Annotated in this window: 15 protein-coding genes; 9 read left to right on the forward strand and 6 right to left on the reverse strand. The window is 52.8% G+C overall.

The window, feature by feature from the left end; genetic code table 11:
- The first annotated feature begins 51 nt into the window (after window positions 1-51).
- On the forward strand, window positions 52-933 hold the full coding sequence (locus BLX24_RS10555) for a lysophospholipid acyltransferase family protein (RefSeq protein ID WP_071503083.1): 882 nt from the start codon (window positions 52-54) through the stop codon (window positions 931-933).
- Window positions 934-1,130: 197 nt separating this feature from the next.
- Window positions 1,131-3,644: a DUF5686 and carboxypeptidase-like regulatory domain-containing protein gene (locus BLX24_RS10560; protein WP_229201756.1), complete on the forward strand. Its 2,514-nt coding sequence runs from the start codon at window positions 1,131-1,133 to the stop codon at window positions 3,642-3,644.
- Here BLX24_RS10560 and BLX24_RS10565 read toward each other — a convergent pair.
- The 4 genes from BLX24_RS10565 to BLX24_RS10580 all read right to left on the reverse strand — a co-directional run bounded on the left by BLX24_RS10565 (window position 3,633) and on the right by BLX24_RS10580 (window position 7,000).
- Window positions 3,633-4,667 (reverse strand): ABC transporter ATP-binding protein, encoded by a 1,035-nt coding sequence (locus BLX24_RS10565; RefSeq protein WP_071503085.1) that lies wholly within the window; start codon window positions 4,665-4,667, stop codon window positions 3,633-3,635. The genes BLX24_RS10560 and BLX24_RS10565 overlap by 12 nt on opposite strands.
- A 42-nt stretch (window positions 4,668-4,709) precedes the next feature.
- Window positions 4,710-5,876 carry a glycoside hydrolase family 88/105 protein gene (locus BLX24_RS10570; RefSeq protein ID WP_083421904.1) on the reverse strand — a complete coding sequence of 389 codons (1,167 nt, stop codon included), beginning with the start codon at window positions 5,874-5,876 and terminating at the stop codon, window positions 4,710-4,712.
- Between the two features lie 155 nt (window positions 5,877-6,031).
- Window positions 6,032-6,643 carry a recombination mediator RecR gene (gene recR / locus BLX24_RS10575; RefSeq protein ID WP_071503087.1) on the reverse strand — a complete coding sequence of 204 codons (612 nt, stop codon included), beginning with the start codon at window positions 6,641-6,643 and terminating at the stop codon, window positions 6,032-6,034.
- A gap of 81 nt (window positions 6,644-6,724) precedes the next feature.
- Window positions 6,725-7,000, reverse strand: coding sequence for an ATP-dependent Clp protease adaptor ClpS (locus tag BLX24_RS10580; protein ID WP_071503088.1), 276 nt, complete (start codon window positions 6,998-7,000; stop codon window positions 6,725-6,727).
- Window positions 7,001-7,168: 168 nt separating this feature from the next.
- On the opposite strand from BLX24_RS10580, the gene BLX24_RS10585 reads away from it, so the two are divergent.
- The 4 genes from BLX24_RS10585 (at window position 7,169) to BLX24_RS10600 (ending at window position 13,676) form a co-directional block, all read left to right on the forward strand.
- Complete coding sequence (locus tag BLX24_RS10585) at window positions 7,169-8,659, forward strand: sodium:solute symporter (RefSeq protein WP_071503222.1); 1,491 nt, start codon at window positions 7,169-7,171, stop codon at window positions 8,657-8,659.
- A gap of 282 nt (window positions 8,660-8,941) precedes the next feature.
- Window positions 8,942-9,484: a gluconate 2-dehydrogenase subunit 3 family protein gene (locus BLX24_RS10590; RefSeq protein WP_229201757.1), complete on the forward strand. Its 543-nt coding sequence runs from the start codon at window positions 8,942-8,944 to the stop codon at window positions 9,482-9,484.
- Window positions 9,485-9,514: 30 nt separating this feature from the next.
- Window positions 9,515-11,242, forward strand: coding sequence for a GMC oxidoreductase (locus BLX24_RS10595; RefSeq protein WP_071503089.1), 1,728 nt, complete (start codon window positions 9,515-9,517; stop codon window positions 11,240-11,242).
- A gap of 154 nt (window positions 11,243-11,396) precedes the next feature.
- Window positions 11,397-13,676: a family 20 glycosylhydrolase gene (locus BLX24_RS10600; protein ID WP_071503090.1), complete on the forward strand. Its 2,280-nt coding sequence runs from the start codon at window positions 11,397-11,399 to the stop codon at window positions 13,674-13,676.
- A gap of 92 nt (window positions 13,677-13,768) precedes the next feature.
- Here BLX24_RS10600 and BLX24_RS10605 read toward each other — a convergent pair whose 3' ends face one another.
- Together BLX24_RS10605 and BLX24_RS10610 are read right to left on the reverse strand one after the other, a co-directional pair.
- Window positions 13,769-14,863, reverse strand: coding sequence for an SO2930 family diheme c-type cytochrome (locus BLX24_RS10605; protein WP_071503224.1), 1,095 nt, complete (start codon window positions 14,861-14,863; stop codon window positions 13,769-13,771).
- A gap of 276 nt (window positions 14,864-15,139) precedes the next feature.
- The gene (locus tag BLX24_RS10610) at window positions 15,140-16,420 is read right to left on the reverse strand and encodes a parallel beta-helix domain-containing protein (protein ID WP_071503091.1); all 1,281 of its coding nucleotides are present in this window, start codon (window positions 16,418-16,420) and stop codon (window positions 15,140-15,142) included.
- Window positions 16,421-16,697: 277 nt separating this feature from the next.
- On the opposite strand from BLX24_RS10610, the gene BLX24_RS10615 reads away from it, so the two are divergent.
- From BLX24_RS10615 to BLX24_RS10625, 3 genes are all read left to right on the forward strand, one after another.
- Window positions 16,698-17,279, forward strand: a complete 582-nt coding sequence (locus BLX24_RS10615; RefSeq protein WP_071503092.1) for an RNA polymerase sigma factor — start codon at window positions 16,698-16,700, stop codon at window positions 17,277-17,279.
- A 99-nt stretch (window positions 17,280-17,378) separates the two neighbouring features.
- Window positions 17,379-18,500 carry a FecR family protein gene (locus BLX24_RS10620; protein ID WP_071503093.1) on the forward strand — a complete coding sequence of 374 codons (1,122 nt, stop codon included), beginning with the start codon at window positions 17,379-17,381 and terminating at the stop codon, window positions 18,498-18,500.
- Window positions 18,501-18,662: 162 nt separating this feature from the next.
- A complete protein-coding gene (locus BLX24_RS10625; protein ID WP_071503094.1) occupies window positions 18,663-22,073 on the forward strand; it encodes a TonB-dependent receptor in 3,411 nt (1,136 codons plus the stop codon).
- The last annotated feature ends 11 nt before the right edge of the window (window positions 22,074-22,084 follow it).

A 22,084-nucleotide genomic window follows, 5' to 3' on the forward strand; every position in this document is an offset into this window, starting at 1 on the left:
GTCAAATACTTTTGTGCAGAATTATGCAAATAAAAGAGGAGTAACCAGCGAATGTTCTTTTTCCGATTGCTTTCCCGGCTACCGTTGTTTATTTTATACCGTCTGGCCGACTTTTTATACTTCCTGCTCTACTACCTCATCGGCTATCGCCGGGCGGTTGTTGCGGCTAATATTGAGCGTTCGTTTCCCGGAGCTTCTCCGAAACAGCGTCTCCTTTATCAGAAAGGCTTTTATAAAAACCTGGCCGATCTGATCGTCGAAACCATCAAACTGCCTTCCTTTACCTCCGCTGAGCTGCAACAGCGCGTCCGTTACACCAACCCGGAGGTTGTAAAGCAATTACTGGAAACCAGTCCGGTCATTATTACGGCTTCCCACCAATGCAACTGGGAACTGTTACCGCCGGCGGCTTTGCTCAATGGTTTTCCGGCCGACTCGGTGTATAAGCAGCTGAGCAGTCCGTTTTTCGAAAAACTAATGCGCTCTATCCGTTCTACGTTCGGGGCCAACCCGATTCCGATGCATCAGTTACTGCGCGATATGGTGAAACGCAGGAACGAAAAGCGCCTCATTGCCCTTGTCGCCGATCAGGTTCCGGATATTCCCGAAAATGCTTACTGGACCAGCTTTCTGCATCAGGACACCCCCTTTTACAACGGTACCGAAAAACTGGCCCGCAGCCTTAAACTGCCAGTCGTTTTCGTCGAGATGGTCCGCGTCAGACGCGGCTGCTACGAGGCAACCTTCTTCCCGCTCGCCGAACCGCCTTACGAAACCCTGCCCTTCGGCGAGCTGCTGGAACGCTACCGCGACCAGCTCGAACGCAGCATCAATGCCCACCCGGCCGAATGGCTCTGGTCACATAAACGCTGGAAACATACCCGCGAAAAATTAATGGGGCAGGGACGTTTGAAACGAAACAGGGAAAAGTAGCGTACTGACCTGAAATGGTCGGTTTATCCACGATCTGTCTTTACGTTATTGGCTACTCCGTATGTTTTTCCAATAAAATAGCTGACATATCAACTAATTCTCAGAAAAGTACAATAATTCGATAAACCAAGTTGACCATCTGTGCGTTAACACATTCAGATAAATGTCTGCATTATATGGGCAATGGTATACGATTGATGACGGGACTTTGGCTGGTACTGGCAGGGCTTTTGCCTCAGGCTGCAGCGGCGCAAACCACCTTCACGATTTCAGGACGAATTACAGATGCATCGACGAACGAAGGCGTTCCGTTTACCGCAGTTTCCATCAAGGGCACTACAAGCGGCACTACGTCGGATGTTGACGGAAAATATACATTAAAAGTTAAGCAGTTAGGCGACTCCCTGCTGGTTGCGAGCCTTGGCTATCAGACCAGGGCCGTTGCGCTGAAAAAGGTAGCGGATCAACAACTGGATATTACGCTTCAGCCGGCAGCCACTAAACTTCAGGAAGTAAAGGTGTATGGAAAAGGCGGCGATCCGGCCTATCGGGTACTACGGCAGGCCGTTGCCCGAACCGATCAGTTTAACCCCGACAAACTTTCTGCCTATCAATACGATAGTTACACCAAAATTGAAGCCTACGTCAATGAATTCAGTAAGCCGCGTAAGCCCAATCGCAAGCCGGGACCGGTTGGCCGCCTGCTGGGCAAACTGCCTTCGGTAACGGACGAAAACGGCAATCCGGCCGTCCCTGTCTTTATTTCGGAGAATGTGTCGGAACTCTACCAGCGCAACCAGCCTGATTATACCAAAGAGCGCATTCTGAAATCACAGGTGCGCGCGGTGGGCATTACAGACGGCAGCCTGGTTTCGCAGTTTACCGGTGCCTCATTTCAGCAATACAATTTCTACCGGAATTTTGTCCGCGTTCTCCAGAAAGACATTCCGTCGCCCATAGGCCAGAGCTGGCAGACCATCTATACCTTCCACATGATGGATACCACCATGGTTGGCAATGCAACGGTATATGAAATCGATTTTGAGCCTAAACGGGAAACCGACCTTGCCTTTACAGGCACCGTCTGGATTGACACCCTGAGCCTTGGCTTAGTACAAATTGAAACAAAGGTCGGGAAGCGGGCCAATATCAACTTTGTTGACGAATTACGGATTGATCAGGAATGGGAATCGACTGACGCCGGAGCGTTGCTGCCGGTCCGGACACAGGTGGTCATTGATACCGACGAAGTAACAGCCCGCTCACCGGGCGCCCTGGTTCATTTCTTTGCCTCCGCCAAAAACATTGTTGTCAATCAGCCAAAGGAGCCTTCTTTTTACACTCCTTCCATTGAGCTGGCTGACAATTATAAGGAAACCTCGGCTGAGTTCTGGCAAAATGCACGCCCCGAAACTATGTCTGCCGAACAGTACCGGGCTATGCAGGTAGTTGACTCAGTCCGGAATGTGCCCTTTATCAAGTTTACCGGTGAGGTGCTGAAACTCGGCTTTAACGGGTATCAGCCGCTTGGCCGTTCGAATCTTGATTTCGGGCCGCTGCTCTACACATATGCCTTTAACTCCGTTGAAGGCAGCCGTTTCCGGGTAGGCTTACGAACCAATACCGGTTTTAGCCGCCGTTGGGTCTTTACTGGCTACGTGGCATACGGCACACTCGACGATCGCTTTAAATATGGCATTGGCGGTGAGTTTGTTGTAAAACGGAAACCCTGGACAGTCATTGGTTTATCCCATAAATACGACCTGGAACGCCTCGGGATTTCGGCCGAAAATGCCGGGCCAAGCTCCTTCTTTCTGGCCTACTCCCGTTTTGGCACCATCCGCCGGCCATATTTGCAGGAACAAACGTTTTCGTATATCCGCAAGGAAATGGGCCGCGGCTTTACCCAGATGATCGGCCTCCGCCAGCAGTCGTTTGACCCGCAGTTTGCCTTTGCCTTCAAGAGCCTGTCCAACGATCCGGCCGATCCGGCTATTCAGCGGACTTACAACACCACAGAACTGGTTTGGGAAACACGGTTTGCACCGGATGAAATTATCCTGCAAAACGATAATGAACGGCTTAGCTTCGGCGCGACCCGGAAACCGATCATTACCTTCCGCTACAATTTCGGTTTATTCTGCAACAGTCCGCAGCCGTATCATAAGTTTACACTTGATATCCGCCACTCACTGCGTCTGGGTGTCTTGGGCCGCACAACATACAGCATCGGGGCAGGCATCATTCCGTCGACACTCCCCTATCCGCTGCTGTTCATCCCGCTGGGTAACGAGTCCTGGTTCCGCGTCGATAATGCGTTTAACCTGATGAACTACTTTGAGTTTGTGAGCGACAAGTACGTATCGGCCATGATCGAACACAACTTTGAAGGACTGCTGTTCAACCGCATTCCGGCCATCCGCCGCTTAAAATGGCGGACACTGGCTACGGCTAAAGTGTATTATGGCGGCCTCAGTCAGGCCAACGCTACCCTGTCTCCTACGGTGGATGAAAAAGGAAATCTGGTGCAGGGATTCCGGACCTTCTCCCGCATGCCATATGTTGAGGTAGGCTACGGGATCGACAATATTTTCAAACTGTTCCGCGTCGATGCCATTCACCGGTTAACGTACCGTACGTCAAGCCTCGACCCAACCATTAAGGCAGTTACGCCGTTTGCGATTAAGGTTTCGGCCTGGTTAAGCCTGTAGGTAGACGGGCAATTCGCGGACCTGCTCCGGTTTAACGGCGATAAACAGTTGCTGACCAACGCTGACCGCCGGATCGGTCGTAAATAGCTGAAGCGGCAGGCCTTCACCGGCATCGGCCAGTAATTCGGTATAGCCTCCACGAAACAACACAGCTCTGACCGTAACCGGCACCCCTGCTGCACTCACCTCAATGGCTTCCGGACGGATACAGACCAACTGCTCAGGATCAGTCGTAGCGGGCAGCCGCAGTGTTGGTAACCACTTGCCGGGAATGATGTTTGCAGGTCCCGTCATTCGGGCGACATAGGCGGTCCGGGGCTGTCCGTAAACCACTTGCGGGCTACCCAGCTGAATAATTTCCCCGTTCTCCATCACCCCCACTGTATCTGATAAGGCCAGCGCATCCGTCGCATCGTGGGTTACAAACAGGCACGCAAACGAGGCCGGTTCGTCCGGTTCTGTCTCGCGGACCAGATCCAGCAGCAAGTCGCGGATATGCGTCCGGTTTGGCAGGTCAAGGTGACTAAAGGGCTCATCCAGCAACAAAACCACCGTCCGCCCGTCGGCCGACGGTTCGGCAATGGCGCGGGCAATGGCTGTCCGCTGCTTTTCGCCGCCCGAAATCCGGCGCGGTATCCGGTCGGCCACAGCCTCCAGCCGGCACAGGCGGAGGAGTTCATTAACGCGGTAAGTCTGATACGCCTTCTGATAATAGCGGACGGCATACGCAATGTTTTCGCGCACCGTTATATTGGGCATCAGCTGGTATTCCTGATGCACGAGCCGGATATCCGGATGGCCAGGCACCAGCTTTTCGTTGGGCGTGGCCACATGCACGTCGTTCAGCCGGACCTCGCCTTCGTCCGGATCCATCAGGCCGGCGAGCAGGTTGAGTAAGGTACTTTTGCCGGAACCGCTGGCGCCGACCAGGGCCATGATCTGACCGCTTTCCAGCGCCAGCGATACGTTCCGGACAGCAAACGTGTCGTTAAATGATTTGTACAGGTGATGAGCAGTAAGCAATCGAATACGGTTTTAGAACCGCAAAGGTACGATAATACCCGCTTACCACTTTATTTTTATCACTTCCGAACCAGCCAGCAGATACGCTCCGGTGCCGTATACCTCCCAGCTTTCGGCGCTGAAATTGCGGCGCGGGTCGGCTCCGATCGGCTGCACCCACCCCACGCGGCCTTCCGCCGACACCAGCGTGTTCAGCCCTTCCCATGCTTTACGCACAACCGGCTGATAGGTGGCTTTGTCCAGAATACCCTGATTAATCCCCCATGCCAAAGCATAGCAGAAAAAGCCGGAACCACTGCCTTCACCCCCCGGATACGCCTCCGGATCGAGCAGGCTGGCCCGCCACAAGCCATCGGCCTGTTGCAGCGACACCACTCTTTCGGCCATTTCCTTATAATTCGTCAGGTAAAAATCACGGGTAGCATGATTTTTTGGCAGCTCACTCAGCAGCCGGACCAGACCGCCCATGACCCAGCCATTCCCCCGCGACCAGAAAATAAGCTTACCATTTGACTCTTTTTTACCTTCTCCCTGCGCGTTGACCAGGTAATTGGCATCCCGTGCATAGAGGTGTTCGGTTTTGTTATACAGGCGTTCGTACGTTTCTCTGAACAGCAGGTCGTTTGTCTGAAAATACGCAGGATCGTTCAGGGTAACGCCTAGTTTAACCAGGGTCGGCGGGGCCATAAACAGCGCATCGCACCACCACCAGATAATGCCGTTTTTCCTGACCTCCCGCCCCGGCACTGTCCGCATCCGCTGTACCGTATCAATGGTCGGCTGAATCATGGCCTTGTCTTTTTTCAGGCGGTACAGGTCAATATAGGTCTGGCTGATGGCAATGTCATCGGCATGGTCGTAGCGACGGCCGGGTTTCCAGCCGGTACGTTGCCCCAGCGCCATGAGCGAATCGAGAATCAGCGGTGATTTAGTCGTCTGGTACGCCGCTACCACACCGGCATAAAACGCGCCGTTGGTCCAGTCGGTTGGGGCGTGTTTCGGGTTATTCAGCTGCCACTGCGTCACCTTCACCATTGTCGATTTGATGTACGCTTTGCTGAATACTTTGTCAGCTGATGGAGCCGCGTGTCTGCCGGTCTTAACAGGATCATTGGCCCGACCCGCTCCCGCAGCCCCCGGCGCAAGAGCAGTTGTCAGGCAGGCGATACTAAACAGAGAGCGGAGTAATATAGATACAGGTTGTCTCATAAAACTATGTAGCGTAGTATTTATGAGGTAAAAGCGGCGGAAGGGGGAAGTATACTAGATGCCGGATACTAGATGATGAATACTGGATGCTGGAAAGCCAGCATCTTAACTATCCAGTATCTGGTCTCAAACATCCGGCATCAAGCCGCCTCCCGTTACTCGTAGGCAATCCGGCTGAGGATACTGCGGCCGAGGGTTATTTCGTCGGCATATTCGAGGTCTCCGCCAATGGGTACCCCACGGGCAATCGTAGAAATCCTGATTTTATACGGCTTTAGTTTTTTCTGCAGGTAGAATGCCGTAGTATCTCCCTCCATCGTCGGACTGAGTGCCAGGATCACTTCCCGCACCTCCTGCCCTTCAGGCCCCTGTAAACGCTCGAGCAGCGAATCAATGTGCAAATCACTGGGCCCAATACCCTCTACCGGCGAAATAATTCCGCCCAATACATGATATAGTCCTTTAAACTGCGCTGTGTTCTCAATGGCCAGTACGTCGCGGGTGTCTTCAACAACACAGATTACGGCCTGGTCACGGCGATGGCTGGCGCAGATCGTACAAAGCTCGCCATCGGCCAGGTTATGGCACTTCCGGCAATACTGTGTTTTCTTACGCATGGCGACGAGGGTGTCTGCCAGCGCCTGCGTCTGTTCTTCATCCCGCTTCAGGAGGTGCAACACCAGGCGCAAGGCGGTCTTTTTACCAATACCGGGTAATTTAGACACCTCGTTAACCGCGTCTTCGATTAGTTTTGATGGAAAATCCAATGGATATCAGCTTGATAATAAAGTCTGTAAGCAGAAGGCCGGTATCAGGTATATAAGGCGTCCCGGCCAGTCAATACATCATTACAATACTTCGGCACTGATGCCCCGGCGACAGATTTCATTCCGCATCGGGACCAGCTCGTCCCATGAACCATTCTTCACTGTACACTTTCCTTTGTAATGAATAATCAGCGTACACTGCTCGGCTTGTTCCGGTGTATGGCCACAGACATCGATCAGGGTATCAATAACATGATCAAATGTATTAATGTCGTCATTAAAAACTACCAGGTTATAAACGTCGGTTTCAATGACTTCGTCCAGGACCGCTACGTCGTTTTCCTCGAAAGGTTGCATGTAAAAGAAAATTGTATTTGTTTAGCAAATTTACTGAAATTCGGCCACAAAATCCAGTAGCGCAGGATCCGTCTATCACCTAAAATACGGGGAGAAACCCGGTAAATGCGGTATGGATACGCTATAGAAACAACCCCGATCCGGCCGGAAAAGTTGCCTTTTTACTCAATGAACGCTACCATCGCCCTCGTCATTCTGATTGCCTATTTCGGGATGCTCATCACGGTTTCGTATTATACGTCGCGCGGAGCTGACACGAATACGTTTTTCACGGCCAACCGCCAGTCACCCTGGTACTTAGTGGCTTTTGCCATGATCGGCACCTCGCTTTCGGGCGTTACCTTTATTTCGGTACCGGGTGCGGTGGGTGCTCCCGTCGCCGGTTTTCCGGGAACCAAGGCCTTTTCCTATTTTCAGGTTGTGTTGGGTTATATCATTGGTTATTACGTCATTGGAACCGTACTGATGCCGCTCTACTACCGGATGAACCTGATTTCGATTTACGGCTATCTGGAAAAACGGTTTGGTTTCTGGTCGTATAAAGCCGGGGCCGGTTTTTTCCTGCTGGCCCGTACGGTTGGTTCGGCAGTGCGTCTTTACGTAGCGGCCGGTGTGCTCCAGCTGGCTATTTTTAACAGCCTCGGCATTCCGTTTGAAGTGTCGGTGGCCATCACCATTCTGCTCATCTGGCTCTATACGTTTAAGGGTGGGGTCAAAACCATTATCATCACAGACACCCTGCAAACTACGTTTCTGGTCACAGCCGTTATCCTGACTATCATCCTGATTTCGAGCGAACTGAACTTTGGTTTCGGCGAGATGGTGAGCGTGGTAAAAGGCAGCTCGTATTCACAGATTTTTTTCTGGGACGTTAATGATCCGCGGAATTTCTTTAAGCAGTTTATTTCAGGAGCCTTCATCGCCATTGTGATGACGGGGCTGGATCAGGATCTGATGCAGAAAAACCTGACCTGTAAGAACATCGGGGAGGCTCAGAAGAATATGTTCTGGTTTACGATTACGCTGACCATCGTTAACCTCCTGTTCCTTTGCCTTGGTACGTTACTGTATCTTTATGCAGAATCGAAAGGCATCAGCATTCCGGCCAAAACCGATAACCTGTATCCCGAACTGGCCCTGAATCACTTCGGGATGGTTGTTGGTATTACGTTTCTGCTGGGCATTACGGCCGCTACCTATGCCAGTTCTGATTCGGCCCTGACCGCCTTAACTACCTCGTTCTGCATCGACTTTATGAACGTGGAAGGCCGCCCCGAAACCGAACGGGCTAAAATCAAGCACTGGGTACATATCGGTTTTTCGGTGCTGTTCTACGTGGTAATTATTATCTTCAACCAACTGAACAGTCAGGACGTTGTAACGGCCGTATTCGATCTGGCCGGCTATACCTATGGTCCTTTACTGGGTCTCTACGCATTCGGCCTGTTTACCAAACGGGGCGTTAAAGACAGGGTTGTTCCGTTTATCTGCATTGTTTCTCCGTTGCTGACCCTGTATATCAATAACCATTCAGCCGAATGGTTTAACGGCTATAAATTCAGCTTCGAGCGGCTTGTTCTGAACGGGCTTATTACGTTTCTGGGCATGCTGGCGGTTTCGCACAAACAAACCGCCGAACAGCAGCAGGCCACTGCCTGACCGATCCGGACAATCCTTTACAGAACGCACCGGTATGCCCGCGCATGCCGGTGCGTTCTGCTTTATGTCCTATGGTTTGTCCTAAATGTCCTGTAAAAATTTCTATGCTTTTCTGTACAATTTCAACAAAAAGCAATACTCAACGGCGGTTCTGCCATCAACTATTTGGCTGTTCCCGCCAGCCTTTGTAATTTTCTTAGCATTTATGCGTCTTTATAGTACGCACAATTACAATTAACCTACTTTTTGTTTTCAGACACTTGTGGCTGAATTACCTGTTACATGGAAAGACGTACTGCATTAAAAAGCCTGGCTGTGGCAGCGGGTGGCCTCATCAGCCTGCCGGGCTGGGCCAATGGCTGGGCCAGAGGGTCAATGCCCGCAAACGGGGCTTTGCTCACTACCGCCCAGAACGAATTACTGGCCGAATTTGTCGAGGTAATTATCCCTGAGACCAAAACGCCGGGGGCAAAATCACTGGGTATTCATCAGTTTGTGGAACGTATGGTTACTGACTGCTATGAACCGGCGGCGCAGGAATCGTTTAAAAAAGGTGTTGGCATTGTGGAGGAAATGGCACAAATCAGCTACGGCAAGCCATTTGTCAGCTGCCAGCCGACGCAACGGAATGAACTGGTCACGAAGCTATCCACGTCAGCAGACGGGGGGCAGAAAGGCTTTTATTCGCTGGTAAAGGGGCTGACCATCCGTGGCTATATGTCGTCGGAGTACGTCATGACGAACCTGACCCATTATGAGTTTGCTCCTGCCCGTTATCTGGGCTGCGTACCGGTTGTGTCTAAAGCCGTTTCAGAGAAAAAATAAGTTAATCAGCTTCTCATTGCCCCTGTTATCATGGCAAATTTCAATATTGATGTAAAAGCAGCAACCACCTACGACGCGATTGTCATCGGATCCGGCATTAGCGGCGGATGGGCTGCCAAAGAATTAACCGAAAAAGGATTACGAACACTGGTGCTGGAACGGGGCCGCGATGTCCGCCACATTGCCGACTACCCAACGACGATGATGCAGCCGTGGGAATTCGAGCACCGGAACCAGTTACCGCTGGACGTAAAAAAAGCGAACCCGATCATTAGTAAATGTTACGCCTTTTACGAAGGCACCACCCAGTTCTTTGTTAAAGATGCCGAGCACCCCTATGTGCAGGAAAAGCCCTTTGACTGGATACGCGGCTACCAGGTAGGCGGAAAATCGCTGATGTGGGCCCGTCAGACCCAGCGCTGGAGCGACTTCGACTTTGACGGCCCGGCCCGCGACGGTTTTGCCGTTGACTGGCCGATCCGGTATGCCGATATCGCTCCGTGGTACAGCTACGTTGAAAAGTTTGCCGGTATTTCGGGCAACAAGGATGGCCTGGCCACCCTGCCCGACGGCGAGTTTCTGCCAGCCCATCAATGGAACTGCGTCGAAAAATACTTCAGCCAGCAGATAGCCGGCAAGTATAAGGACCGCCACGTGATCATGGGACGGGCGGCGCACATTACCAAACCGAATCCGATCCACATGCAGCAAGGCCGTGCTCAGTGCCAGCACCGGACTATCTGCGAACGCGGTTGTCCGTACGGCGGCTATTTCAGCAGCAACGCCTCAACCATTCCGTGGGCGATGAAAACCAAGAAACTGACCTTGCGGCCGGACTCGGTTGTGCATTCAATTATCTACGACGAGAAAAAAGGCAAGGCAACGGGTGTCCGCGTTATTGATGCCAACACCAAACAGATGATCGAGTTCTACGCCCGCATCATCTTTGTGAACGCGGCGGCCCTGAACTCCAACCTGATCCTGCTGAACTCTACGTCGAACCGGTTTCCGAATGGTCTGGGCAACGACAGTGGGGTGTTGGGTAAATACGTGGCTTTCCACAACTACCGCGGTGGTATCTCGGGCGAATACGACGGTTTCCTTGACTCGACAACGGAAGGTCGCCGGCCGAACAGCCCGTATATTCCGCGTTTCCGGAACGTATTTAAGCAGGAGACGAGCGGTCCGGCGTCCCGGTTCCTTCGTGGGTATGCCGCCGGTTTCTCGGCCGGCCGCAGTTCGCGGACCAATCAGGAAGGCCACGGTGTGAGTCTGAAAGAAAACCTGGTGAACCCACAGTTAGGCGGCTGGTATGTCGGCTCCCACATGATGGGCGAAACCATTCCGAAGGAAAGCAACTACGTGGCGCTCGACAAGGGTTTGAAGGATCCGTTCGGCATTCCGCAGCTCAAAATCTCCATCGACTACGACGAAAACGACGACAAGATGGTGAAGGATTATCAGGAGCAGATGACCGAGATGTTTACGGCGGCGGGTTTCAAAAACATCCGTGTCCGCGATGATCACCGGAATCCGGGCCTTGATATTCACGAAATGGGCGGCGTCCGGATGGGTAAAGACCCTAAAACGTCGATGCTCAACAAGTGGCATCAGCTCCATGCCTGTAAAAACGTATTCGTCACCGACGGGGCCAGCATGACCTCTACCTCGACACAGAACCCGTCCCTGACCTACATGGCGTTCTCCGCCCGCGCAGCCGATTATGCGGTGAAGGAGATGAAGAAACAGAATTTGTAATACCTGTTTTTCTGATAATACCCCGTAGAGACAAGGCATGCCTTGTCTCTACATTTTTTTATACCCCATCGTGATTTATCCGCTAATTTTGCCAGCCAACAATCAACGTACTGCAAACAGATAAGGCGTGCCTTGTCTCTACCCTGTGTTTCCGATGCAACGATTTTTTTTCCTTATTTCCCTGTGTACCCTCTCCATTCTCGTACGGGCGCAGGACCCGTCTCAACGCTATCCGATTATTCCGTTTCCGTCGTCGCTGGTGCCGGCTACCGGACAGTTTACCATTACGGCCAACACAGCACTCCTTGTTCAGGACAAACGGTTTGCCAATGAAGGACAGCAGTTGCAGGAACTGCTACAACCAGCCCTTGGTAAACAATTGACAGCCAATGCATCGGCTTCAAAAATCCTGTTACAGCATGACCCTTCCATTACGTCTGCTGAAGGGTACGCCTTACGCATCACGCCGCAACAGATTACCCTCAAAGCCGGTCAGCCGGCGGGTATGTTCCGGGCCATTCAGACCATTCGTCAGCTGCTGCCGATTGGTATTGAACAGCCCGCGAAACCCCTTGCCTCCCTGACGCTGCCGGCCGTTACGATTCAGGATCAGCCCGCCTATGCGTGGCGCGGTATGCACCTCGATGTTTCGCGGCATTTTTACTCCATCGACTACCTGAAAACCTTTATCGACCGGCTGGCGCTGTATAAGTTCAATACCTTTCACCTGCACCTGACCGATGATCAGGGATGGCGGCTGGAAATCAACGCCTATCCTAAACTGACCACAATTGGCGCATGGCGGACGTTTAACAACCAGGACTCCGTCGTGTTGAAGCGGGCGGTTACCAACCCCGATTTTGACTTGCCGAAACAGTTTCTCCGCCAACAGGACGGACAGACTCAATACGGCGGTTTCTACACGCAGGCACAGATGCGGGACCTGATCGCCTATGCCGCAGCCCGGCACATCGACATCGTACCGGAAATCGACATGCCGGGGCACCTGAGCGCCGCCATCAAAGCCTATCCGTTTCTGAGCTGCACCGGTCAGGATGGCTGGGGCAAAACCTTTTCGGTGCCCGTCTGCCCTTGCAACGAGCCCACATACACCTTCATGGAAACCGTGTTGAGCGAGATAATCGCGTTGTTCCCAAGTCAGTACGTGCATATCGGGGCCGACGAAGTAGAAAAATCGACCTGGGCACAAACACCGGCCTGTCTGGAACTGATGAAGCGCGAAAACCTGAAAAATGTGGAAGAACTGCAAAGCTATTTTGTCCACCGTATTGAACAGTTTGTGCAGTCGAAGGGCAAGAAACTCATGGTGTGGGACGACGCACTGGAAGGCGGTCTGAAGCCCTCATCAACGGTAATGTACTGGCGCAGCTGGGTGAAAAACGCGCCACAAAAGGCGGTCCAAAACGGCAATAACATCGTGATGACACCGGTCAGCCACCTGTATTTTGACAGCCCGCCGGGTAGTCAGTCCGTCGAAAACGTCTACAAGCTGCCGGTGGTCCCGCAGGATATTCCGGCCAGCCAGGCACGCCGGTTTCTGGGCGCTCAGGCAAACATCTGGACCGAGTACATTCCGACGGAGAACCGCGTCGATTACATGAGCATGCCCCGCATGACAGCCCTGGCCGAGATGGTCTGGTCGGCGAAAAAAGATTATCCGTCGTACCAGAAACGGTTGTTACAGCATTATCTGCGGATGGAACAAATGGGCATTCACTACCGGCTCCCCGACCTGACCGGCTTTGCCGAAGAAAATGTCTTTGTCGACAAGGCCGCACTCAGCATCCGGAAACCGCTTGCCAGCTACAAACTCCGGTACACCACCAACGGTACACCACCAACGGCAACCTCACCGGAACTGCCCGCCGCCCTGACGATTGATAAGCCGCAGACGGTTCAGGTGGCGGCGTTTACCCCTTCGGGTGTCCGTGGCGATGTGTATGCCCTGCGCTACCAACAGCAGGCTTATGCTCAACCCGTTACTCCAGCCGGCACACAGGCAGGCTTAACCTGTGACCTGCTGAAAAAATACTTTAAGGCGACCACGTTTATGAAGGACTTGCCCGCCGACAGCACGTATCTCATCAATAACCTGACCGTACCGAAAACCGTCACGGCGCCGAGCTTCGGCACTCGTTTCCGGGGGTATCTGCGTGTGCCCGAAACCGGCGTTTACAGCTTTTTCTATACCTGCGACGACGGCGGTGTGCTACGGATTGCTAACCGGCTGGTGGTTGATAACGACGGGAATCATTTCCCGATTGAAAAAAGCGGACAGGTCGCACTGGCGAAGGGCATGCATCCGTTCGAAGCCGATTTCATCGAAGGCGGTGGTGGCTTCACCCTCAAGCTCAAATACAGCGTCAACGGCTCCGCCCCCGCTGCTATTCCCGACAGCTGGTTTACGCATTAAGAATGAATAATGGTTAATGAGTAATGGATAATGTAATCGGCTCTTCATCATTGTACATTACTCATTGTTCATTATTCATTATCCATTGACCATTACTTTTTCTCCAGCCCGTCAATCCATGCTTCAATCAGCGCGACGCCTTCTTTATGGATGCTGACGCGGCCGATTTCGGGCATCATGATGCCGGGATGGACTGAATTCATCCGGTAAGTCATGATCGACGCCTTTCCGTGGCCCGGATTAATGTCAAACTTAAACGTCCCCGCCCCGATACCGGCGGCTACCGGCGATTTCAGCACGCCCCAATGAAACGGGTCCCGCTGCTCGTAGTTCAGGTATAAGCCCGAGGTTGAGGCGGGGCCTTTGGGGTTGTGGCAATGTCCGCAATTGACATCCAGATACGAACGGGCGCGGGCATCAAGTGACGCCTTCGGGTCGTGCATGGCCACAAGTGGCTGAATGGCCGCAATTACCTCCGGTGTTGCTTTCAGATAACCGACCTTCATCCAGCGTTCCAGTTGATTTTCGGTTGTATCGCCATAGGCGATGCTGTGGTTCAGTTGCTTGACTTTCGGACCGATCGGGACAAAGGCGTCTTTCTGGTTGTGGCAGCTTTTGCACTGATTCTTGTTCGGCATCGCATACGTAATCTGATGCGCAGCGCCCTGCTCGTCCTGCCAGCTTACCGGTATGGCATCGCCGGTTACCTTATAGTCAGCATCCGTCTGCGCATCGTTCCAGCGATACGGATACGCTTTCCAGACGCCATCATTTTTTACGAGCAGCCGCGTCTCCAGAATCCGCCGCTCGCCGGTTGGTTTTGAGAAATCAGCAGGGTAATAAAAGTTTTTGATCAGGATCGTTTTGTCCGGAAACCGAAGCGGGTCGTCAGGCTGACTGGCGTCAACGGTGGCGGCGGTACCCTCAGGCATCCAGACGAACCGCTTTTTAAACGCATAATCAGTAAATAACGTAGCGACAGGTTCATAGGGCAGCACCTTGTCAGCGGGCGTCAACTGCCGCATCTCCCCTTCATAAAAACCATATTCCGATAACTTCTTCAGCGGAAACGTGGTAAAATCAAGCAGTGACGGGTGTTTACCCGCCTGATTTCCCACGAAGCAGGCATGCAGCACACTACCCGCGAATACTACCACGGCTATCAATAATACATTCTTTTTTGCCATATCCATCCTTTCATATCCGATATTCCGTACGGGCGACCCCATGTGGTCGCCCATCTAATATGATCCATGTGATCGCCCATCTAATGTGATCCATGTGGTCGCCCATCTAATGTGATCCATGTGATCGCCCATCTAATATGATCCATGTGATCGCCCATCTAACCGGCAGGCACACATGTAACCCATGTGGTCGCCCATCTAATGTGATCTATGTGGTCGCCCATCTAATATGATCCATGTGATCGCCCATCTAATATGATCCATGTGGTCGCCCATTTATAGGGCCGGCGGTGCTGTCCGGACGTTTACCGTACAGCTATTAAATTTATTGACATCGTTGTGCGCTTTGATTTCCGATAGCTTACCGCTTGCCGGAATTTCGAAGCGCGTAAACCGCAGGTCTTCCTGTTTTTCCTGCACACAGATGTTCATCGGGTTCTGCGCAATGGATTTGCCTTTGCTATCGTCAATGATGCCGTCGTAGACCACATCCTGCGATTTAAAACACTTGGCCGCCACCAGCTTACCCATGTCCTTGGTCAGATCCGGTACACTGATCGAACGCTCAAAACTGTTGTTGTGCACATACACATTGGTAGTAAACGGCGACCAGCCCGGATGTTTCGGAATCGGCAAATCGGTAATGTGATAACTGGCAATGGCGATACCAATCGTCTTATGGTCAATCAGCTTGTTATCGAAAATATCGACTTCGTTACCAGCCAGCACAATAATGCCGCTTCCGGGTGGTACCATCGTAATGGCATTGCCGTTCTGACCGGCACTGGCGACGGCAAAGTTTTCGTGGTTATTGTTCTTAATGGTGTTCTTGTAGACTTTTGTCCGCGACCCAAACGGTTTGGGCAAGCCGGGGAGGTTAAAAATCAGAATCCCGCCCGTGTTGTTCTCCGTCAGATTATTGTATACCTCCGCATTATCGGAGTTTTCGATTTCGATGCCTGCCACGTTTTCAAAAACGACATTATCCCGCACAATGATATTCTCCGACTGTCCCACATAAATACCGGCATCCCGCGAGTGCGAGACCTCACATTTTTCGACCAGCACATTTTTGCACTGTACCGGATAAATCCCGTACGTACCGCTCTTGCTCAGGTCCTGATTGGTCCAGGTCGTGTTGATCCGGCGGAAGGTCAGCCCTTCGCAGTGCTGGGTTTTGATGCAGTCGCCCGGAGCGTCCATGACCGTAAAGTCCTGTAAAACAATCTGATTACCGGCAACCTTCATGCCTTCGCCCCCCGTTGTGATGTTCTTAAACGACAGCACCGTTTTGTACATGCCCGCCCCCTGAATAGTCACGTTGTTGACCTTATCGAGAATCAGCTGGGTATTCAGTTCGAAATAGCCTTCCGGAATCTGAATCGTTTCTCCTTCCTTCGCCTCGATGAATTTTTCGACAAGCCCCTCCATTTGTTCGGCAGAGGCTTTGGGTAAAGAAGTTACGTCTAATTTAGATTGCTGTGTACTCTCGGTCTGGCAGCTAAACAGCCATACGCTCAGGCAGCCAAGGCCCAGCATTGTGCGGGTAACTATCATGTGTGCAGTCTTTGTTTAGGAATATTTCACAATACTATATACTTTTTCAGTGACTTAAAAGGCTATATGCAGGTAAAGCAGCTATTGAATCCGGCCTCATTGACGTGCGCCGGTAACCGCGCTTATGTTCTCCCGCGCCGCTACTGTTGCGGGACGACCTTATTCTTTTTTCACTGTTCCTTTATCCATTTTTCTCACCGGTAGCAGGACGGCACAGGAAACATTTTTCATTAGAATAATCCATCTTTGTGCTTATTTTCTAAACTTATCATGAGCAATGGCGACCAGTAACCCCTCAGGTGAATTATGGCTGCGCTTTAAGGCGGGCGATGAACGGGCACTGGGTGAACTGGCCAGACTCCATTACCGCAGCCTGTATAACTACGGCCTCCGGCTAACCACCGATTCAGATCTTGTCTGGGACACGATTCAGGACCTCTGGCTTGAACTCTGGGATCGCCGCGACAAGGTGGGCGATGCGGTTTTCGTCAAAACTTACCTCCTGAAATCCCTGCGATACAAGCTATTACGCCGTCTACCAAATCAATACCCGACCCGTACGGATGAACTGACCTATACCAACACCCCTTCAGAATCGCCGGTAGAGCAGCAGATCATCGACGACGAAAGTATGGCCGGGCAGATGGCCCAGCTTCAGCGGCTGATGGCGTCGCTGACCAAACGGCAGCAGGAAGTATTGTACCTCCGCTTCTACCAGAATCTGGAAAACCACGAAATTGCCCAGATCATGGGCATGGAACGCCAGAGTGTGGCCAACCTGCTCCACCGCACCCTGAAAGAACTCCGCGAACACTGGTCGTCCAGCCTCCTGTTGCTGCTGTTACAGATGTGCTGGTAAGAGACTTGCACTATCCCCTAAAATTTTTTCACATTTTTCTGAGTATTGCCGGTGCATTGATGTCACTATGGGTTAGAAGGCCGAAGAAAGCCACAAACCATGATCGACTACCGCACATACGAAGCCGAAGACTTTATCCTTGATGAATCGTTCCGGCGATGGGCGCTTCAGGCAGACCCGCAGGCAACAGCCTTCTGGGAGGCCTGGCAGTTACAGCATCCCGACCGTGCTGATGTAGTCAGGCAGGCCCGCAGGCTGGCCCGTAACCTGTCTGACTATTATGCCGATGATGCGACCGAAGACCGTATTCAGCAGGAAGTGAACCGGTTGATGCTCGGCGCCCTTGACCGTTCAGCGCAGGAAGAAGAACCCGTCCGGCCGCTTTGGTATGCATCTCCCGTGTGGCGCTGGACAGCCGCCGCCTGTGTTGTTCTGCTGGCGGCTTTTGGTTATTGGCAGTATCGGACCGATACGCAGCAGACCGCCGTCTCCGGCACCTATGCCGCCCGCGTTGAGCAGGCCGGTAATGCCCTTATTGAGAAGACCAATACCTCGGCCCAAACGCTGAACATACTCCTGAGCGATGGCAGTGTCGTGTCGCTGGCCCCGCGCAGCAGCATCAGTTATCCGGCCCGCTTCGACAAGGCATCGCGGACGGTGTATCTGCAGGGAGAAGCCTTTTTTGATGTCGTCAAGAATCCGGCGAGCCCTTTCCTGATTTATGCCAATCACACCATTACCAAAGTATTAGGCACCAGTTTTGTCGTGCGGGCGTATGAAGACGAGCCGGATGTACAGGTCAGCGTACGGACGGGACGCGTGTCGGTATATGCCCAGAACGATTACGAACGGGCCCGGCAAACCGGCGACCGTCAGCTGCGCGGCGTTGTACTGACGCCAAACCAGCAGGTGACCTACAACATCAAGGGCGACCGGCTCGATAAAAGCCTGGTGGAGCGGCCCATGGCGATTCTGGCGACCATTCCGAGCCGCGAACAGACTTTCGACGATATGCCGATTGCGCAAATGCTGCTGGCGCTTGAAAAAACCTACGGCGTTGATCTGGTTTTTAACGAAGACGATTTAATGAGATGTCGGGCGACGATTTCCTTCGCGGAGGAAAACCTCATGGAGCGGCTCGATGTCATTTGCCAGACGGTCGGGGCTTCATTTGAAGTCATCGACGGTCAGATTGTTATTGACAGTAAAGGCTGTCAGTAACCCGTGTTGTGTATAACCCCTGAATACCGGTTATAAAAAGGGGTCAATGATGATTCCGGCATCATTGACCCTGTGTTTACCCCTGGCAAGGACCCCATTTTGGTGAGGGAGGGGGATTTTTTGTCCATTTCAAACCCAAATAGTCAAAAAACCTTTAAAAGTATGAAAAAACGTCGACAACCGTTTCGTCTGTTGCGTAGTTTTATGAGACTGACTTTTTACCAGTTACTGCTGGCCGCGCTCTTTACAAGCCTGGCAACCGCCCGACCGGTGGAAGCCCAGCGCATCATGGAGCAACGTATTACGATTCAGGCCGAAAACAAGCCCGTCAAAACCCTGCTGAACCAGCTCGGACGCCTGGCCGATGTGCGGTTTGCCTACCGCTCGGGACTGTCACAGCTTAACCAGCCGGTGTCGGTCAATGCCAGTAATCAGCGTTTATCCGACGTACTGGATATGTTGCTCAAGCCATTGCAGTTAAGCTACCGGCTTCAGGGCCGCCAGATAATACTGAAGCCTGGTACATCCACACAAACGTCGGCGATTCCCTCCATCGAACCGCTTCAGCAGGCCATTGCGGCCATGGCACCGGCCGACCGGACCATTACCGGTCAGGTGACCGATGAGACCGGCAACAAACTGCCGGGCGTTAGTGTCGTGGTCAAAGGTACCTCACGCGGCACAACCACCGACGCCAACGGCCAGTATAAGCTGGTGATTCCGGACGACAACGTCGTGCTGGTATACAGCTTTGTCGGCTCCGTCAGTCAGGAAGTGGCGGCAGGTAGCCGCAGCAGTATTGATGTGACGTTACAGTCTGATAACCGGAGCCTGAGCGAAGTAGTGGTCATCGGGTATGGGAATCAGGAACGCCGGAACGTAACCGGTGCGGTGGCCACTATCAAGGCAGAAGCCATCAAGGATTTACCGGTGACCAGTGCCGATCAGAAACTGGCGGGCCAGATTGCGGGGGTACAGGTAAGTCAGGTAACAGGGACGCCCGGCGGTGGTGTGGTTATCCGCGTGCGCGGAGCCGGTTCAATCGGTGCGGGCGACGACCCGTTATATGTCATTGATGGCTTTCCGGTCAATAACTCCTACAGCCGTTCATCGAATCCGCTGAGCCTGTTAAACCCCGACGACATTGAGTCGATTTCGGTCCTGAAAGATGCGGCCTCGACGGCAATTTACGGATCGCGGGGCTCGAACGGCGTTATTCTGATTACGACAAAACGGGCTAAAAACGGGGCCTCGAAAGTGGAGTTCAGTGCCTACACCGGCCTGCAGGTTATTCCAGGGCGTGGGAAAATCGACATGATGAATGCGCAGGAATGGGCACAGTTCCGGGTAGAAGCCCGTCAGGATCTGGCCAAATTCCAGGGCAAAACCTTCGACCCGGCCACCATTCCGGCCGATTATCAGAACCCTGCCGCCCTTGGCGCAGGCACCAACTGGTATGATGTTCTGACCCGTACGGCCCCGCAGCAGAGCTACAACCTGACGTTCTCCAAAGGCAGCGAGTCGCTTCGGTCCCTCCTCTCAGTGGGCTACTTTGACCAGCAGGGTACGGTAAAAAATACTTCCTTTAAACGCTATTCGGCCCGCCTGAATGTTGAAGGCTCGCCGCGCAGAAACATCAATGTCGGCCTGAACCTCAACCCATCGTTTGTCGACCGCAAGCTGACCAACACCGAAGGTCACTTCAACGACGCGTTGCTGACCCAAAGCCTACTGAACAGCCCCGTAGCGCCGGTATACAACGCCGACGGCACGTATAACCAGAACATTACCTCCACGGATCTGTTTGTGAATGCCAACCCGCTGAGCATTCTGATGGATACCAAAAACGTATCGTCAACCTTCCGGACACTGGGTAATACCTTTATCGACATTTCGCCGGTAAAAGGCATGCACCTGAAATCGACGTTCAACATTGATTTCACCACCGCCCGGTTCGACTTTTTCAAGCCATCGACGGTGGGTGCTTTCCGGAACCCGCCGCCGCAACCAGCCACCGGTTCGGCAACAGCCAACTGGCTGCTGAACTGGCTGAACGAAAATACCCTGACCTACGACCGCGATTTCGGTAAACACCATGCAGACGTACTGGTCGGCTATACGGTTCAGAAAGAAAAATTTCAGTCGACGACCACCAACGGCAGCCAGTTCCCGAATGATAATGTGCAAACCGTTAACGCAGCGACTCAGATCACCGCCAGCGCTGATTATCAGGAGTGGCGACTGCTGTCGTACCTGGCCCGTCTGAACTACAACTTTGCGGATCGTTACCTGCTGAGCGCGGCCATCCGCCGCGACGGTTCATCGCGTTTCGGACCCAACAACCGCTTTGCCAATTTCCCGTCGGTATCGGCGGGCTGGCGTCTGACAAGCGAGCCTTTCTTCCCGAAAGTAAACTGGCTTGATGAAATCAAAGTACGCGCCAGCTATGGTCTGGCGGGCAACAACTCCATCGGCAACTATACCTACATTCCCGGCATCAGTACCGACAATTACAATTTTGGCGGTTCACTGGCCAGCGGTTTTCTGCTTGGCTCACTGGCCAACAACCAGCTGGGCTGGGAGCGTTCACGCCAGTTTGATGTAGGGTTTGACGCCTCTATTCTGGCCGGCCGCATCTATGTGTCGGCCGAATATTACCAGCGACACACCGAAAGCATGCTGCAATCGCTGGATATTCCGGTGGCATCGGGCTTCTCCAGTGCCATCACCAACCTGGGCAATGTCCAGAACAAAGGGGTTGAGTTTTCGGTCAACAGCCACAATACGACGGGCCGGCTGAAGTGGGATACCGACTTTAACATTTCGGCGAACCGGAATAAAGTACTCGACATCGGCGGTAAAGCTCAGCTGATTTCAGGAGATGTTAGCACCAACATTACCGTTGTTGGCCAACCGATGGGTATGTTCTATGGCTATGTCTTTCAGGGCATTGTAAATACCCAGACGGAGCTGGATGGCATCCCGAAATACGGCGGACAGGTGGTTGGCTCAGTAAAGTATGCCGACACCAACAAAGACGGCAAGGTCGACGCCAACGACCGGACCATCATCGGAAGCCCGTATCCGACATTCATCTGGGGCCTGACTAACCGCCTGAAATACCGCGATTTCGATCTGTCAATTCTGATCAGCGGCGTGCAGGGTGCCAAAATCATGGATGTTTATAAGCGCTTTACGACCAACATCGACGGCGTGTTTAACGTCGAAGCGTCGGTAAAAGACCGCTGGCGGTCACCGGAACAGCCGGGTAACGGCGAAATTCCGACCACCAACGGCAGCACGTCGTGGTCGCGGGAGGTTAACTCGCTGTGGGTGAAGGATGCCTCGTTTATTGCGGTGCGCAACATCACACTCGGCTACAACCTGAAAACGCCGTGGAAGTTCTCGGCCCGTATTTACACCAGCGCCCAGAACCCGCTGCTGTTTACACCTTACAAAGGCGGCTGGCCGGAGCTGAACTTCCAGGGGAATAACTCGCTGGCTCCGGGCGTCAACTACACCGGCTACCCTGTACCTGTCACCTACACCCTCGGCGCTAACTTCCAATTCTAACCGACAACCCT

Source organism: Arsenicibacter rosenii (assembly GCF_001870735.1).
Lineage (GTDB): Bacteria > Bacteroidota > Bacteroidia > Cytophagales > Spirosomataceae > Arsenicibacter > Arsenicibacter rosenii.

Coding starts and splice junctions, on each gene's coding strand:
- BLX24_RS10555 (WP_071503083.1), top strand. CDS start 52: ATGTTCTTTTTCCGATTGCTTTCCCGGCTACCGTTGTTTATTTTATAC.
- BLX24_RS10560 (WP_229201756.1), top strand. CDS start 1,131: ATGACGGGACTTTGGCTGGTACTGGCAGGGCTTTTGCCTCAGGCTGCA.
- BLX24_RS10570 (WP_083421904.1), bottom strand. CDS start 5,876: ATGAGACAACCTGTATCTATATTACTCCGCTCTCTGTTTAGTATCGCC.
- BLX24_RS10580 (WP_071503088.1), bottom strand. CDS start 7,000: ATGCAACCTTTCGAGGAAAACGACGTAGCGGTCCTGGACGAAGTCATT.
- BLX24_RS10585 (WP_071503222.1), top strand. CDS start 7,169: ATGAACGCTACCATCGCCCTCGTCATTCTGATTGCCTATTTCGGGATG.
- BLX24_RS10590 (WP_229201757.1), top strand. CDS start 8,942: ATGGAAAGACGTACTGCATTAAAAAGCCTGGCTGTGGCAGCGGGTGGC.
- BLX24_RS10595 (WP_071503089.1), top strand. CDS start 9,515: ATGGCAAATTTCAATATTGATGTAAAAGCAGCAACCACCTACGACGCG.
- BLX24_RS10600 (WP_071503090.1), top strand. CDS start 11,397: ATGCAACGATTTTTTTTCCTTATTTCCCTGTGTACCCTCTCCATTCTC.
- BLX24_RS10605 (WP_071503224.1), bottom strand. CDS start 14,863: ATGGCAAAAAAGAATGTATTATTGATAGCCGTGGTAGTATTCGCGGGT.
- BLX24_RS10610 (WP_071503091.1), bottom strand. CDS start 16,420: ATGATAGTTACCCGCACAATGCTGGGCCTTGGCTGCCTGAGCGTATGG.
- BLX24_RS10615 (WP_071503092.1), top strand. CDS start 16,698: ATGGCGACCAGTAACCCCTCAGGTGAATTATGGCTGCGCTTTAAGGCG.
- BLX24_RS10620 (WP_071503093.1), top strand. CDS start 17,379: ATGATCGACTACCGCACATACGAAGCCGAAGACTTTATCCTTGATGAA.
- BLX24_RS10625 (WP_071503094.1), top strand. CDS start 18,663: ATGAAAAAACGTCGACAACCGTTTCGTCTGTTGCGTAGTTTTATGAGA.